Origin of the sequence: Roseibium sp. SCP15 (assembly GCF_040329435.1) — a bacterium.
Taxonomy (GTDB): Bacteria; Pseudomonadota; Alphaproteobacteria; order Rhizobiales; family Stappiaceae; genus Roseibium.
Genome location: NZ_JBDZYI010000001.1, coordinates 503,291 through 519,183 on the forward strand (window position 1 = coordinate 503,291; position 15,893 = coordinate 519,183).

General features: G+C 56.4%; 12 protein-coding genes. 7 read left to right on the forward strand and 5 right to left on the reverse strand.

Going from position 1 to position 15,893, the window contains the following annotated elements:
• The first annotated feature begins 227 nt into the window (after positions 1-227).
• Positions 228-1,604, forward strand: coding sequence for a glutathione-disulfide reductase (gene gor / locus ABLO27_RS02300; protein WP_353030172.1), 1,377 nt, complete (start codon positions 228-230; stop codon positions 1,602-1,604).
• Positions 1,605-1,669: 65 nt separating this feature from the next.
• Here gor and ABLO27_RS02305 read toward each other — a convergent pair whose 3' ends face one another.
• The 3 genes from ABLO27_RS02305 to ABLO27_RS02315 form a co-directional block, all read right to left on the reverse strand.
• Positions 1,670-3,205: a sensor domain-containing diguanylate cyclase gene (locus ABLO27_RS02305; protein ID WP_353030174.1), complete on the reverse strand. Its 1,536-nt coding sequence runs from the start codon at positions 3,203-3,205 to the stop codon at positions 1,670-1,672.
• Between the two features lie 204 nt (positions 3,206-3,409).
• Complete coding sequence (locus ABLO27_RS02310; RefSeq protein WP_353030175.1) at positions 3,410-4,930, reverse strand: sensor domain-containing diguanylate cyclase; 1,521 nt, start codon at positions 4,928-4,930, stop codon at positions 3,410-3,412.
• A gap of 85 nt (positions 4,931-5,015) precedes the next feature.
• Complete coding sequence (locus tag ABLO27_RS02315; protein ID WP_353030177.1) at positions 5,016-6,209, reverse strand: aminotransferase class V-fold PLP-dependent enzyme; 1,194 nt, start codon at positions 6,207-6,209, stop codon at positions 5,016-5,018.
• Positions 6,210-6,262: 53 nt separating this feature from the next.
• On the opposite strand from ABLO27_RS02315, the gene ABLO27_RS02320 reads away from it, so the two are divergent.
• Complete coding sequence (locus ABLO27_RS02320) at positions 6,263-6,856, forward strand: gamma-glutamylcyclotransferase family protein (RefSeq protein WP_353030178.1); 594 nt, start codon at positions 6,263-6,265, stop codon at positions 6,854-6,856.
• A 28-nt stretch (positions 6,857-6,884) separates the two neighbouring features.
• On the opposite strand, the gene ABLO27_RS02325 is transcribed toward ABLO27_RS02320, so the two are convergent.
• Positions 6,885-7,616 carry a VIT1/CCC1 transporter family protein gene (locus ABLO27_RS02325; protein ID WP_353030180.1) on the reverse strand — a complete coding sequence of 244 codons (732 nt, stop codon included), beginning with the start codon at positions 7,614-7,616 and terminating at the stop codon, positions 6,885-6,887.
• A 276-nt stretch (positions 7,617-7,892) separates the two neighbouring features.
• Here ABLO27_RS02325 and ABLO27_RS02330 point away from each other — a divergent pair, with 276 nt between their 5' ends.
• The 5 genes from ABLO27_RS02330 (at position 7,893) to gltX (ending at position 14,470) form a co-directional block, all read left to right on the forward strand.
• Positions 7,893-9,275, forward strand: coding sequence for a class II 3-deoxy-7-phosphoheptulonate synthase (locus ABLO27_RS02330; protein ID WP_353030181.1), 1,383 nt, complete (start codon positions 7,893-7,895; stop codon positions 9,273-9,275).
• Positions 9,276-9,436: 161 nt separating this feature from the next.
• Complete coding sequence (locus ABLO27_RS02335) at positions 9,437-9,982, forward strand: response regulator (protein WP_353030183.1); 546 nt, start codon at positions 9,437-9,439, stop codon at positions 9,980-9,982.
• A gap of 132 nt (positions 9,983-10,114) precedes the next feature.
• Positions 10,115-11,782, forward strand: coding sequence for an NAD+ synthase (locus ABLO27_RS02340; protein WP_353030185.1), 1,668 nt, complete (start codon positions 10,115-10,117; stop codon positions 11,780-11,782).
• Between the two features lie 57 nt (positions 11,783-11,839).
• Positions 11,840-13,042: an MFS transporter gene (locus ABLO27_RS02345; protein ID WP_353030187.1), complete on the forward strand. Its 1,203-nt coding sequence runs from the start codon at positions 11,840-11,842 to the stop codon at positions 13,040-13,042.
• Positions 13,043-13,108: 66 nt separating this feature from the next.
• A complete protein-coding gene (gene gltX / locus ABLO27_RS02350) occupies positions 13,109-14,470 on the forward strand; it encodes a glutamate--tRNA ligase (RefSeq protein ID WP_353030189.1) in 1,362 nt (453 codons plus the stop codon).
• On the opposite strand, the gene ABLO27_RS02355 is transcribed toward gltX, so the two are convergent.
• Positions 14,433-15,779, reverse strand: a complete 1,347-nt coding sequence (locus ABLO27_RS02355; RefSeq protein ID WP_353030191.1) for a DUF2865 domain-containing protein — start codon at positions 15,777-15,779, stop codon at positions 14,433-14,435. The two genes, gltX and ABLO27_RS02355, sit on opposite strands and share 38 nt — an antisense overlap.
• Between the last annotated feature and the right edge of the window lie 114 nt (positions 15,780-15,893).

The following is a 15,893-nucleotide window of genomic DNA, read 5'->3' on the forward strand; positions in this document are numbered from 1 at the left end:
GGCGCGCAATTGCTTGGGAACACGAACTGAACACAAACATTTGAGGCCGGTAAACCACCGGCTTCGGGGCCGCATCAGCGGCCCAATTCATTTGCGGAGGCGGATTCCCGCGGGAACCGCCGGCCACATTCTTGTTGCTGATGGGCTTGCATGAAACCCGAGACAGCTTATGTCGGGGCTGGTTCACATCACCATCGGGCAAATACGAGGCAGAGATAGAGGCGACAATGGCGGATTTTGACTACGATCTTTTTGTGATTGGCGGTGGCTCCGGTGGTGTCCGTGCAGCGCGGATTGCGGCAACACACGGCGCACGCGTCGGTATTGCCGAGGAATACAGATACGGCGGTACCTGTGTCATTCGGGGTTGCGTACCGAAGAAACTCTTTGTCTATGCCTCCAAATTTTCGGAAGAATTTGAGGATGCGGAAGGCTTCGGTTGGTCAGTAGGTGAGCGTAACTTCAACTGGCAGAAGCTTGTGGCGGCAAAGGATCAGGAGATCACCCGCCTTGAAGGCCTTTACCGGCGGAACCTTGAGCGGACCGATGTCGAGGCATTCGACAGCCGCGCCGTGATTGAAGATGCTCACACAGTACGACTGCTCTCCACCGGACAGACAATTTCCGCCAAATACATTCTGGTGGCTGTGGGCGCATCGCCGAATGTGGACACTTCCATTCCGGGCATTGAGCACGTCGTCACCTCCAACGAGGCGTTCCATATGGAGGAGCTGCCGAACAGTGTAGTGGTGGCCGGCGGTGGATACATCGCGGTAGAATTTGCGGGGATCTTCAACGGACTTGGTGTCGACACCACGCTGATTTATCGCGGCGAAGAAATCCTGCGCGGGTTCGACATGGATCTGCGGACGACGGTGCGCCAGGAAATGGAGAAAAAGGGCATCAAGGTTATTCTTGGCGATACCTTCACGGAGATCGAGAAGAAGTCCGACGGTGCGGTGGTTGGTCATACCAAGGGCGGCAAGGCACTCGCTGCAGACCAGATCATGTTCGCAATCGGCAGAAATCCCCACACCAAGGATCTCGGGTTGGAAAATGCCGGTGTCGAAATGGACAGATCAGGCGCTATCAAGGTCAGTGCCGATTCCCGGACCAGTGTGGATTCCATCTATGCCGTCGGCGACGTGACCAACCGGGCAAATCTGACGCCGGTTGCGATCCGGGAAGGTCATGCGTTTGCCGATACCGTGTTCGGAAACAAGCCATGGACTGTAGACCACAGCCTGATCGCGACTGCGGTGTTTTCACAGCCGGAGATGGGCACCGTTGGCCTGACGCAGGAGCAGGCGCTTGAAAGGACCCCAAATCTCGACATTTACAAATCCGCTTTCAGGCCCATGAAGCACACCTTGTCCGGAAGGGACGAGAAGATGCTCATGAAAATGATCGTGGATGCCGATACCCAAAAGGTACTTGGGGTGCACGTCGTGGGACCGGACGCTGGTGAGCTTGCTCAGATCCTCGGCGTCACGTTGCAGATGGGGGCGACCAAGGCCGACTTCGACCGGACAATTGCGGTTCACCCGACTGCCGCCGAGGAATTGGTAACAATGCGCGAACCGACCGAACAGCTGCGCGGATAACTGCGAGTTTGAAAAGTCAGTAGATCGAGCCGCCGGACGCCAGAACCGCGTTCGGCGGCTTTGCTTTAACCTCCGCGTGCCTGGCGCTGAAAATGCCCGGGCATTTGTGCGAGCAACTTTGGTTCGGATGAGGACTCTTGAAGGTCCGAATAGAAGGACACCTGTCCACGTCCCATGATCTTGGACTGATATAGCGCCTGATCGGAACGCCCCACTAGGATCTCGGCTGTTGCCCCGTCGCCTGGTGCTCGTGCAATGCCAACACTAAGTCCAACGTTGACCGTGTCCTTCTCGGACACAGCGATCGGGCCGCAGACGCTGGCGATCAGGGTTGTGCCCAATCTTGTCAGGTGCGCCTTGTTGATTGGTCCATGATAGATGATCATGAACTCATCGCCACCGACGCGGCTGACCAGACCTTTCTCTCCAACTGCATCCTTCAGTCGCGTGGCCACATTCCTGATCACCAGATCGCCTGTTGCGTGACCAAATGTGTCGTTCACCGGTTTGAAGTTGTCCAGGTCGCAATGCAGAACCGCAAAGGGACTTGCCGGAAGCGAACTGACAGCATTTTCCAGCATCCTGTTGAAATGCAGTCTGTTTGAAAGGCCGGAGAGACTGTCATGCAGTGCAAGATAGCGGTTCTGCCGCTCACTTGATTGAAGCGAGGTCGTCAGCTGGCCAATCCTCCAGGCAATGCCGAATGCAAGGGCCGCCAACGCTATGCTCAATACGGCAATGACAGGGATAATGGTTGGCCAGATCGACGTGCTGATAGTCTTGCTGTCCCACTGGAAAATGCCGATCGGGTCTCCAAATTGATCGAGGACCGGATGGAAAGGCCCGTTTTCCCGGTCCCTTGGTCCACTTACAAAGGCGAGTGAAGAAAAATTGAGCTGTCTGTTGAGGCGCTTGAGCAGCTTGCCTTCGATGTATCTTGCTGAAAGCAGAATTGTGGGAGGCCCGTCCGGCTGGGTGACCGCGTGATCGTCGGGTACTATCGGCATGGCGCCGAAGAGAGCAGGCCTTCCGTCAATTTGAAGAAAGCCCATGATTGCATATTCACTCTGGTCAATGCCACGCAAGGATCGGTGACCAAATCCGCCTGGGACGCGGACGCGGTTTCGCCGGTACATGACCTTCAGTTTTTCGACAATAACTTCCAGCCCGGGGGTTTCTGCCACCGGCCTCTCAATGATGTGGGTGTAGTCCTCGAAAGTTTCGGCAAGTACCCGATCGCCTCCCGATATCAGCATGACTTTGCTGAGGCGGTGTTCAGACCAAAGGTCTTCAAAACTCTTGCGGACGAATTCCGGATTGAATTGGCGGACCAGATTTTGAACCGACCGGTCTGAAGACGTCAGGCTGATCTGATCTCGAACAATCGCGCGCAGGCGGTCGGAAAGCGTGCTGCGAAACAGACGCTCTTCGTTGGCGACGGCCTGCTGCGTTGAGGCTCGGGAGGCGATGAAACCAACAAACACCAGTGAAACGGAGGTAACGGCTATCAGAAGTCCAGCAAGTAGAAACGCAAGGCGAGAGATATGTTGCCGCGGTCTTTTCGCGTTTTCGTCAATATATCCCTGCTTCTTATCGTTCAAGTTGAGTTCTCTTGCGGTTCGTCGAATCGAAAATAAAGATAAGTAAATAGTGTTTCGAGAATATTAGGGGGGTAAAACTTAATGGATTGTATTTTTATTACAAAATGTGAAGTGATTGTTTGGGTGTTATCGAATTAACAAGTTGGAAACTGTATTTCTTGCGATGGTTGATTGAATGGCACGGCGCAATGCCATGTTCGTTGTTCAATAGGTGGCAGTGCCTGCCAGCTCGGGTTGAGAACTCGAGCTTTCAGCAAACTCGAAGGCATTGCGTCCATTTTCCTTGGCGCGGTAAAGAGCTAAGTCTGCCTTTCGGATCAGCTCCCGTTCGGTTGAACCACAATCCGGAGCTGCCGCAATCCCGATGCTGACACCGATTGTCACTTCCGCTTCGTCGCCGGTGTCGATGGGGCGGGAAGCGCCGATCTGAATCTGCTCCGCAAGCCGTTCCAATTCGAAGAGTTCGTCAAAATTAGTTACCAGTATGAGGAACTCATCACCACCAATCCGGCTGACTGTTCCGGATTTGCCAACAATCGTTCGAAGCCGGTCACCCACACAGCACAGCACCCTGTCACCGACTTCGTGGCCATAGGTGTCGTTCACCGGTTTGAACCTGTCCAGGTCGCAAGCGAAAATCGCAAACCTTTTGTGGGGCAGATTGTCGAGACAATACGAAAGACTGTCGTGGAAGTGATGTCGGTTTGGAAGACCGGTCAATGGGTCATGGCGAGCGAAATGGCGGTTCTTTCGTTCACTTTCCTCCAGCGAAGCAGACAATCGGCTGATCCTGTTGGCAGCTGCGAAGGCGACCACGGCAATGATTGTCGCCATCAGGATGACAAGGGGGAGGGCGGTGATCCAGATCTCCCGGCCGGGTTTTGCATGGTCCCAACGGAAATAGCCAAAAACCTCACCATCTTCAGACCTGACTAGATGATTTGTCGGATGCTCCCGTTCCGGCGCGCCTTGATAGAAACGAAAGTCCCCGAAGGACAGTTGATCGTTGAGTTCGGCAGTCCAGTCATCGTTGAAATAGATCGCGCTGACCATGATCGCCGGATACTCCTGATCCAGCGAAACCTGTCCTTCATCGGGCAGGATGGGTACGGCACTCAGGAATGCATGTGTGCCGTCGATGATTGCGAAGTCGAAAACGGCGATATCAAGCAGGGAGGACTGCGGCATGTACCAGCGTGCAAAGGCCGAGGTTGAATTTTCCTGCCGTTTGTTGAACGCGTTGCGCGATTTTTTCGCAATGCGCCTGATCGGGTGCATTGGAGCCAGTTGTCGGGAACCGAAATGAGTTTCGTCTTCGATTGCCTGAGCAATCAGGTTTCCGCTGGGGTCAATTATGAAGGTTCTGTCCAGTCCGAATTCTTCCCAGATGACTTCCATAAGTTCGGTATCGATGAAAGTTTCGTCAATCGGCCTCTGGACGGCCTCGAATGTCTGGTCCCATTGAGACATCGAAATCTGGTCGCGAGCAATCTCGCGATGCGCATCATTGAGTGTCCTTGCAAGACGCAGTTGCTCGCTCTCCAATGCGCGCCGGTCGCCTTCGCGCCAGGCCATATAGGCAATGAACGTCAGTGAGGCAGTGGATAGAACGATTAGAAGCGCAGCAAGTCCATAGACCCACAAGGTAATGCGGCGGCCGGTACCTGATCCCGGCACGTCCGGACCGTTCCCATTCGCTTCGCTGTTCTTTTCTCCGCGCAACATGCAACCCGCTTCTGCAAAAACAAAACGGTGGTAAGCCCGGGAGGCTTAACACCGTGTTCTTGTCGGGTTGGATGTAAGCCGAACGCTAGTTCAATTTGCCGAGAGCCTTAACAAACAGTTCTATTTCTTCTTCAGTATTGAACGCATGAAGAGATGCACGCACGATGGCGTCCAGTCCGCGATGTGGCAGATCGATGCGTGCAGACCCGGCGTTGCTGATCGACACGTTTATCCGGGCTGCCGCCAAACGTTCTTTGGTTTGCTCCGGACGTTCACCTTCAACGGTAAAGGTGACGATCCCGCCCTTGCGAGCACCTTTGTCATGCAAGATGACCCCTGAAAGACCTGAAAGTTCGGATCTCATCTGGGCACCCAGCGCGCAGACCCGGTTGCCGATCCGCTCCATCCCGAAACCGATCGCGTAGGTCACCGCAACTCCAAGGCCGATCTGGCCCGCCACATATCGCTCCCAGGTTTCAAACCTTTGTGCATGCGGCACAAGCTCATATGAGTTCTCGTCTATCCAGTTTGCCGACTGGAGGTCGATAAACGGCGGATCGAGCTGGTCCAGAACTTCATCGCCCACATAAAGAAACCCGGTTCCGCGGGGACCGCGCAGATACTTGCGGCCCGTACCGGACAGCATGTGACATCCGATGTCATTTACATTGACTGGGATTTGCCCCGCTGACTGGCAGGCGTCCAGAAGATAAAGAACACCGGCCGCGCGCGCGATTTCTCCGACATCTTCCGCCGGATTGATCAGTCCGGAGAACGTTGGAACATGTGTCAGTGCGACCAGGCGCGTCCTGGGCGTGATTGCCGCCTTGAGCGCCTTGAGGTCGATCTGTCCGCTCTCGTCATCCTCAACAATATCGATCTCAATGCCTTTGCGGCGTTTCATCTGCAGGAAGGCGACATAGTTGGAAACATATTCCGCCCGACCGGTCACGATGCGGTCGCCCTCGCGGAAATCAATTCCGTAAAAGGCCATGTCCCAGGCACGCGTGGCATTCTCGATATAGGCAATCTCGTGAGGCTTGCAGCCGATGAGCGCTCCAAGTCCGCTGTAGAAGGCGTCCATTTCTGGCTTGGCCGCCGCCGCAGCTTCGTAGCCGCCCAGTTGTGCCTCCAGGTCGAGATGGTTTTTCACCGCGTCCAGGACGGGCGTTGGTGCCAGACCCGTTCCGGCATTGTTAAAGTGCACCACCTGGCTTACACCGGGAGTATCCTCCCGCAAGAGTGAGACGTCTTGTTGTGAGAGGGAAGGGACAATCATGGCAACTCCCGGTTTTCAATACGTCAAATCTACAGAATCAAGATCTGCTCCCAATGACGATCACTTATTTTGGTTACGGCTCCCTCGTCAACGTTGACACTGTTCCGGCGAACACGCAGGTGACGCCCGGAAAGCTCCATGGGTGGATGAGGGAATGGCGCGTCTGTGGAACCGGAAGCGATGGCCAGGGGCGGTGTGCGCTCACCGTGCGTGAGAACAAGGGCTCCGAGATCTGGGGTGTGCTGGCAACGGAACCCCGTGCGCGGCTGGGCGAGCTGGAGCAGCGAGAAAAACGGTATCGCAAGGTGGAAAGGATCGGGGCCGCGTTTCGCTGTGAAGCCAGAGGCGGTCAGGGACCGGATGGATTGTTTCTCTTCAAGGCGTCACCTGAACATCACCGTTGGGGGTCAGAGACACATCCGATCCTGCAGAGCTATCTCGACTGCGTGCTGGCGGGATTCTTCCAGGTCTGGGGAGAGCAGGGGGTCGACCATTTTCTTGAAACAACGGATGGCTGGCACGTTCCGGTTCTGAAGGACAGGAGCAGGCCCCACTATCCACGCAGGATTGAATTGACGTCAGATCTTGCCGATCTGATCGACGGGAAGTTGTCTGCCTTTGGTATTACCTACATAGAGCAGAAATAACGTTGATCCGGTTCGTCCGGATTTCACTTCAGGCAAGCAGGGTCTGCAGCCCGTGGCCGGCCAGATAGGCAATCCCGGCAGCTGCCATGCCGATCGCCGTTGTTTCCATCCCGCATGCGAACCAGTTCCTTTGTGACCAGATCGACCGGAAGGACCCGATCGCGAAAAAAGCGACAGCCGTGAACGCTGTTGCCAGTACCGCGCTGGAGGGAAAGGAAAAAACGAAGGGGAAGAGGGGTACAGCACCGAACAGCAAGAATGCCGCGAAAGTATAGAACGCCGCTTTCAACGGTGCTCTGCCTGCATCGGACATGCCGTATTCCCCTTGCATCATCGTATCGATCCAGGCTGCCTTGTTGGACGTGATCAGGCGAACGAGTGTTTCAAGGTCGTCGCCTTCAAACCCTTTGGATTTGAAGATCTGGCGGATTTCTTCCGCTTCACCAGTCGGTTCCAGTCTGATGTGTTTCTCTTCGACTGCCCTGAGGCGGGCGAAGTCCTCGTTTTCCGATTTCGAGCCGCTATAGTTGGCGGCAGCCATAGAAAAGCCGTCCGCCAGAAGGTTGGCGACACCCAGGATCAGGATAATCTTGGGAGAAAGGGCGGCGCCGACAGATCCCGCGACGATGGCGAAAGTTGTCACTGCGCCGTCAATTCCGCCGTAAATCCAATCCCTCAGGTAACTGGCATCGGGGCCGGACGCCAGCCTTGAGGCGATGTCCTGCGGCTTGTGGCTGTGTTCCAATCCGTGCATGGGCATAGAAAATTCCTGTCATCTGTTCGACAGCATCTTATGCTTTGGCAGGTGCTGCCATGACCGGGGTCAAGCACCATATTCCCTGCAGACGCGACTGCCGGCAAATGCGATCCTTCTTTCAGGGAATATTTGGCAGAATGACCTGTGGCATTGCCAGCAATTGGCGTGTATAAGGCCGCACGTTTGCTCTAATCGCGCAGGCGTAAACGAACGAAAATGTCGCGGACCGCGCAGTTGGCGATGTAAAATGAACTTGCGGGTCCAGTAGGAGTAGGAAGAATGGCGGAGAAGTGGAGCCCGGACAGCTGGAGATCGAAACCGATCTTGCAGGTGCCGGAATACCCGGATCAAGAGGCTTTGGCGAGTGTTGAGCAGCGCCTTGCAACTTATCCGCCGCTGGTTTTTGCAGGTGAAGCACGCGCGCTGAAAGCTCAGCTTGCCGACGTCGCGGCCGGAAACGGTTTCCTCCTTCAGGGAGGCGACTGCGCAGAGAGTTTCGCAGAACATCATCCGGATCACATTCGTGACTTTTTCCGGGTATTTCTGCAGATGGCTGTTGTTCTGACATACGCTGCAAGCCAGCCTGTGGTGAAGGTTGGCCGTATTGCCGGTCAGTTCGCCAAGCCTCGCTCGTCCAACATCGAGAAGAAGGATGATGTCGCTCTGCCGAGCTACCGCGGTGACATCATCAACGACATCAATTTCACCTCGGACAGCCGGATTCCGGACCCGAACCGCATGGCGATGGCCTATCGGCAGTCTGCTGCCACGCTGAACCTGCTGCGCGCGTTCGCTCAGGGCGGTTTCGCAAATCTTGACCAGGTTCACCAGTGGATGCTCGGTTTCATCACCGACAGTCCTCAGGGTCACCGTTACAAGGAACTGGCCGACCGTATCACCGAAGCGCTGAACTTCATGCGTGCCTGCGGTGTTGAAGCCGACAGCGTGCCGCAGTTGCGGTCCACCGATTTCTTCACCAGCCATGAAGCGCTGCTTCTGGGTTATGAAGAGGCGCTGACACGTGTGGATTCCACGTCTGGTGACTGGTACGCAACATCCGGTCACATGATCTGGATCGGCGACCGTACGCGCCAGCCGGACCATGCGCATGTTGAGTTCTTCCGCGGCATCAAAAACCCGATCGGATTGAAGTGCGGTCCGTCGCTTTCACCGGATGGTTTGCTTGAACTGATCGATGCTCTCAACCCGGACAATGAGCCGGGACGCCTGACCCTGATTGCCCGTTTTGGTGCAGACAAGGTTTTCGACCACCTGCCGCAGCTGGTTCGTGCTGTTGAGCGCGAAGGAAAGAGCGTTGTCTGGTCCTGCGACCCGATGCATGGCAATACGATCACGGCCGGGGGCTACAAGACCCGCCCGTTCGATCGGATCCTGAAGGAAGTCGAAGCGTTCTTCGCGGTACACCGCGCAGAAGGCACCCACGCAGGCGGCATCCATGTCGAAATGACCGGCCGGAACGTCACGGAGTGCACCGGCGGTGCACGGGCCCTGACAGCCGAGCAGCTCGGGGACCGTTACCACACCCATTGCGATCCGCGTCTCAACGCTGACCAGGCGCTGGAACTGGCTTTCCTGATCGCTGAAAATCTGAAGAAAGAGCGTGACGGTCGTCGGTCGGAACCGGTTGCTGCCAGCGCGTAAAATTGAGCGCACTTACCTTGCGTTAACTTAAAGGGCGGCTTTTGCCGCCCTTTTTGCTTCTTCGGTTCGTAATTCTTGAAAAACGTGGCGTCTGGTAAGCCTCGTTTAACGCTCCTTGCCTATGTCAAAACCATAGGCAATTTGACGGAGGAGTTGGAGCGTTGCGCCAGAAGTGGGATCTTTCGAAGGTTTCCTGCCTGATTGCGGAAGACAATCCACATATGCGTGCGATCTTGCGGTCCGTCCTGTCCGGGTTCGGCATTCGCTCGATCTATGAAGCGAGCGACGGTGCGGAAGCGCTTGAACTCGTGGTCGACCGAAAGCCGGACATCGTGTTGTGCGACTGGGTCATGAATCCCTTCGGTGGCAACGAGTTTCTCAGGATCCTGCGCGGTGACCGGGATCTCGTGATCAGCACGACACCGGTTCTGGTCGTAACGGCACATGCCAAGCGGGCGACGATCCTTGAGGCGATGGAAATCGGCATCCATGGTTTTGTTGCGAAACCCATTGCCCCGGCCATTCTTTACCGGCATATCGGTGAAGTCCTCGAACGTCAGGAACTGCAGGGCAGGTCAAAGGGCATCATGGGGCCCGGGCAGCCAACAACGGTTCGCAAGCTCAACATCACAGACGTCTCCGGCATGATGCCGGATCAGGGACCTGGAGAACCGGAAGCCGACGACAGCGCGCTCGCACTGCTTTAGGCCAGATCATCAAACTTGAGGATTGTCACCGGGGTACCGTCTCTCGGGCCTGTTGTCATCGATTTGTGCGATTGCAACATCCATGTCATGCCGCTACATCATGTGACAATGACATTTCCAGGTTCTGCTTCCATGATAACTGATCGTTTTAGACTGGCTGTTGCACAGCTCAATCCGACCGTTGGCGACGTTGCCGGAAACGCGGAGCTCGTCCGCAAGGCTCGGCAGGAGGCCGCAGCGAAGGGGGCAGATCTGGTTCTGACCTCCGAACTGGTTCTTGCAGGGTATCTTCCTGAGGACCTGGTTCTGAAGCCTGCCTTCGTTCGTCGTTGCATGGAAGCAGCTCAGGCACTCGCCGCTGAAACCGCCGATGGTGGACCGGGTCTCGTGATCGGAACGCCCTGGAAGGGAGACACCGGCGAGGTCTATAACGCGGCTTTGTTGCTCGATCAGGGTGAAATCCGTTCCATCCGCTACAAGTACGATCTGCCCAACTACAGCGTTTTCGACGAAAAGCGTGTATTTGCCGCCGGTCCTTTGCCGGGCCCGGTCGATTTCCGGGGTGTGCGCATTGGACTGCCCATCTGCGAAGATATCTGGAACGATGAAGTCTGCGAGTGCCTTGAGGAAACGGGCGCCGAACTGCTTCTCGTTCCGAACGGATCGCCCTACTGGGAGAACCGCGCCGAGGAACGGCTGCAGGTGGTTGTCTCCCGAGTCGTCCAGACAGGTCTGCCGCTTGTCTACTGCAACCAGCTGGGTGGCCAGGACGAACTGGTCTTCGACGGCGGCTCATTCGCCTTGCAGTCGGACCGGAAACTGGCATTCCAGCTGCCACAGTTTGAAACGGCTCTCGGCATCAGTGACTGGAAGCGGGACGGTGATACCTGGGTCTGCGAAAACGGAGAGGTCGCCAAACTGCCGGATCTGGACGAAGCCAACTGGCGTGCCTGTGTCATGGGACTAGGTGACTACGTCACGAAGAACGGTTTCCCCGGTGTGGTGCTGGGCCTGTCCGGGGGCATTGATTCTGCGATTTGTGCTGCCATGGCTGTTGACGCGCTTGGTTCGGACAAGGTGCATGCCATAATGCTGCCCTTCCGTTATACGTCCAAGGAAAGCATCAAGGATGCAGCAGAATGCGCCGAAGCGCTCGGCATTCGCTATGACACGGTTCCCATCTCTGAGCCGGTTGAAGGCTTTACCAGCGCCCTTGGCAAGCTCTTCGAGGGAACAAAGGAGGACACCACCGAGGAGAACCTGCAATCGCGTGCGCGCGGCGTGATCCTGATGGCGGTATCAAACAAGTTCGGCCGCATGGTCATGACAACCGGAAACAAGTCCGAAATGTCGGTCGGCTATGCCACGCTTTACGGGGATATGAACGGTGGCTTCAATCCGATCAAGGATCTCTACAAGACGCAGGTCTACCATTTGGCCGAATGGCGAAATGCCAACAGACCCGAAGGCCTGCTCGGACCAGTCGGAGAAGTGATCCCCTCAAACATCATCACCAAGGTCCCGACGGCGGAGTTGCGCGAGAACCAGACCGACCAGGATTCCTTACCGCCCTATGACGTGCTCGACGATATTCTCAGATGCCTCGTCGAAGAGGAGATGTCTGTCAGCGAGATCGAAAAACGCGGTCATGACAGAACATTGATTCACAGGATCGAACATCTTCTATATATTGCCGAATACAAACGCCGGCAGGCACCTCCAGGCGTGAAAATTACAGAACGAAATTTCGGCAAGGACCGCCGATATCCCATTACAAACCGGTTCCGGGATCGTTCCTGACGCCCTCGCGGAGCCGTTTCCTCTCCATTCCCGTTCCGGGTAAACGGCTTCGTCCGCATGAGCTATTTTGTATTCTTGCGCGAAAACGCGCGCTGGCTTGCCGCCAGCTATCTGCTGTCGGTTTTTTCCGGTTTCGGCCAGACCTTTTTCATCTCGCTTTCCGCCGGTGATCTTCGGGCGGAGTTCGGCCTCAGTCATGGTGAACTGGGGATGCTGTATATGCTGGCAACGCTCGGCAGTGCCCTGACCTTGCCCTATGTCGGCAGGAGCCTGGACCATTTCCCGGTCCAGCGGATTGCCGCTGTGGTCATGTTCGGACTGGCACTCTTCTGCCTTGCCATGGCCAACACGTTTTCGGTCTGGATGATTGCCATAGCCTTTTATGGGCTTCGGCTGTGCGGTCAGGGCATGATGGGGCACACCTCCTTGACCGCCGCCGGCCGCTGGTTCTCCGCGCAGCGGGGAAGGGCGGTCTCGATTGCGATTTTGGGTTTCCCGACCGCGGAAGCCTTGTTTCCCCTGGCGTTTGTAACACTCAGCGCGGCATATGGCTGGCGCGGCGCCTGGAACATTTCGGCACTGGTGTTGATTGTTGTTGCCATGCCCGTTCTGTTGACTTTGTTGGCAAAGGATCGGGTGCCAAGTGCAACGGAAGTGGCAGCGGAAAAGACCGAAGGTCGCCAATGGACCCGCGGGGAAGTCCTGCGGGATCCTCGTTTCTGGCTGGTTTCGCTTGGCGTCAATGCCCCGGCCTTCATCGGAACCGCAATCTTCTTTCACCAGGTTTATCTGGTGGAACTGCGTGGTTGGTCACTGGAGGTTTTCGCCAGCGGGTTTGTGGTCATGGCTGCAGGGGTCGTGTGCGCTTCGTTGGTAATCGGTCCTCTGATAGACCGTTTCTCGGCTCGCCACCTGCTTCCATTTGCGATCCTGCCGCTGTCCCTCGGGTGTCTGGTTCTGGCGACGTATCATGCGCAATTTGCTGCGTTCGTATTCATGGCACTGGTCGGCATTTCCAACGGGTTCAACGGAACGCTGGTGGGGGCCCTGTGGCCTGAGGTTTACGGCACCAGGTACATGGGCGCGATCCGCGCGGTCGCGTTTGCCTTCATGGTCTTTGCCTCGGCCGCCGGACCGGGCCTGATCGGCTGGCTGATCGATCTCGGCGTGTCCTTTGATATCCAGGTGCTGGTGATGGGCGGGTATTGCCTGTTGTTCAGCGGTGTGTTGATGCTGACAGCGCGTGCGTATCGCGCCTGACAACAAACTTTGGCTTGTGCGCAGTTTGGGGTTGCCGTGCAGCCGATCCCCGGCTAACTCAACCCCATGACTGTTACTGTTCGCTTCGCGCCGTCGCCGACCGGCCATATTCACATCGGCAACAGCCGTCCTGCACTTTACAACTGGCTTTTCGCACAGAAGTCGGGCGGGCGGTTCATCTTGCGTTTCGATGACACCGATCTGGAGCGCTCGAAACAAGAATTTGCCGAGTCGATTGAACGCGACCTGCGCTGGCTCGGTATTGAACCGGATGTTATCGAGCGTCAGTCGGCGCGCGTTGCAAGTTACGATGCGGCTGCGCAGAAGCTGAAGGACGCCGGTCTTCTCTATCCTTGTTACGAAACACCCGAAGAACTGGAGCGTCGCCGCTCCCGTCAGCGGGCATTGGGACGTCCCCCGGTCTATGACCGCGCTGGTCTCAAGCAAACGGCGGAAGAGCGTGCCGCATTCGAAGCTGAGGGCCGCAAAGCCCATTGGCGCTTTGTGCTGCCAAATCACGATGGCGATCCCTTCGAAACCAAAAGAACGGACGTGACATGGACGGATCTGTGCAGGGGGGATCAGGCTGTTGATCTGGCTTCGCTGTCCGATCCGGTGCTCATTCGTGCAGACGGCACTTACCTCTACACGCTGCCGTCAATCGTCGATGACATCGACATGGGCGTTTCGCACGTGATCCGGGGTGAGGATCATGTAGCCAATACCGGTGTGCAAATCGCGATCTTTGAGGCGCTTGGTGCGACGGCCCCGATCTTTGGTCACCACAATCTCCTGACCACGCGTGATGGGGAAGGGTTGTCCAAGCGCAAGGGGGCACTGTCCATCGGCTCGCTGCGGGAAGCGGGGCTTGAGCCGATGTCCGTTGCATCATTGGCGGTCCTGACGGGTACAAGTCAGGCTGTTGAGCCGATGCCAACGATGGCTGCGCTGATTGAAAAGTTCGATCTGACGAGCGTTTCTAAGTCTTCCGCAAAATTCGATCCGGAGGAACTGAAGACGCTGAACGCGCGTCTGGTTCATGACCTGTCCTTTGACGCGGTCCAGGAGCGCCTCGAGGAGCAGGGGATTACTGCAGGAGCTGAGTTCTGGGAAACGGTTCGTGGCAACTGCGAGACGGTTACCGATGCCAATGGCTATTGGCAAGTGATCGCTGGCCCCGTTGAAGGGCGCATTGAAGATGAAGACCGGGAGTTCGTCTTAAAAGCGCGTAACTTCCTGCCGGATGGCGACGTTACAACGGAAACCTGGGGTGCCTGGACATCCGCGCTCAAGTCGGAGACCGGTCGCAAGGGACGTGGACTTTTCATGCCCCTGCGCCGTGTTCTGACCGGCATGGATCACGGCCCGGACATGAAGGCAATGCTGCCCCTTATTGGGCGACAAAAAATTCTGGACCGACTACCCTGACCGGAGTTTCGCGGGAAGGAGCGGGACGAAATCCCTGACCATCCCGTTTGAACAGGGGCGACGTGGAGGCAGATTCCACTTCGCCCGATTTTGTGAGTTCACGCGTTGTCAGCAGCGGGAAGCCATCTTCGGACAACCGTTCTTGCTTGAGGCCGTCAGGATACTGACCAAGCCGTTTGGACACAGCGCTCAATTCTGCCGTTACATCAAATCCCTTTTCAAGGTTCAGCAGAGTGTCCGGGTCCGCGAAGAACGGCAGTTGTGCTTTGTGGAGTGGCGATCTGGACAGCGGTGAAGGCGTGTTGGTCTCCTCCTGGAAGGTGCCTCCACGGCTGGGCTGCAGCGAGCTACGGGGAAGGCCGGCGCTGATATCCGAAAAGAAAACGCGATCTCCTGAAGCCGTGCCCAGTTCAGACCAGGCAGAACGGGTTCTGGACTGCTGTGTCAGGCGGCAACTACATCCTTCAACATATTCCGATTTGTAGCGGTAGGCGTAGGGCTGCTCGGAATAAACGTTGCCGGCAAGCGACATCATCTGCGACTGGTCGCCGCCCGGATTTCTGTAGACAAAAAGCTCCGTGGGTGCTGCCGGGCAGATTTCGGAACATCGGGCTTCGTCGTTGACGAACTGATTTTTGCCCGCCTTGAAACTGACTGGAAAGAAGTAACCGTCGCATGTGCGCACACACACGGTTCTGAAGGTGCCTCCTGAGGGAATCCTCAGCCGCCGGGTGGCGGTGGTCGACCTTGAGCGAACGGTTGCGATTTCCCGATCGCCTGTCCTTGCTGAAACCTGCTCGACATTCTGTTGAGGTGTGAAAAGGCGCTGAAAGAAGGAACGAGGCTTTTCACCGGTATCACTGCTGTTTGCCTTGGCCTGGCGCGATTGGGCCGGGGCATTGCATTTCTTCTTTTCAATCGCGCGCCTGACCTGACGGATCCGTTTGGTATTCTTCGCAGATCCCCCGCCTGCCTTGGCCAATTGACGGTCAATCTTAGCCAGATTGGACTTCATGCGTTTGATTTTGCTGTTAAGGCCCTGGCATTTTGGCGAACTGGTGGCTGAGCAATTGAAATATTTTGCATCGCGAGCGGCTGCGGAAATGGCCTTCTGCTGCTGTTTCTTGGCAGTAGACCACTTCTTCGCAGCGGGGGATTGCGAGCCTGAACCGGCTTCAAGCTTGCGCAGCTCGGCCTTGAGCGCAGAACAACTTGCAGCCTGAGCCGTTGCCGCCGGCAGCAGGATCGCTGCACACACGCCAACGGTACGCAAAAAACTGACAGACTTGCTGGACTTGCCAAGCCTCATCACTCAACCCCCACAGCGCATACCCCACGCCGCTCCGGCAATCAGCCGGTATTCGTACTATTGCTGTTGGCTCCATCCTTAGCAATGAAAGCTCTGACGTTAGGTTAATACTGC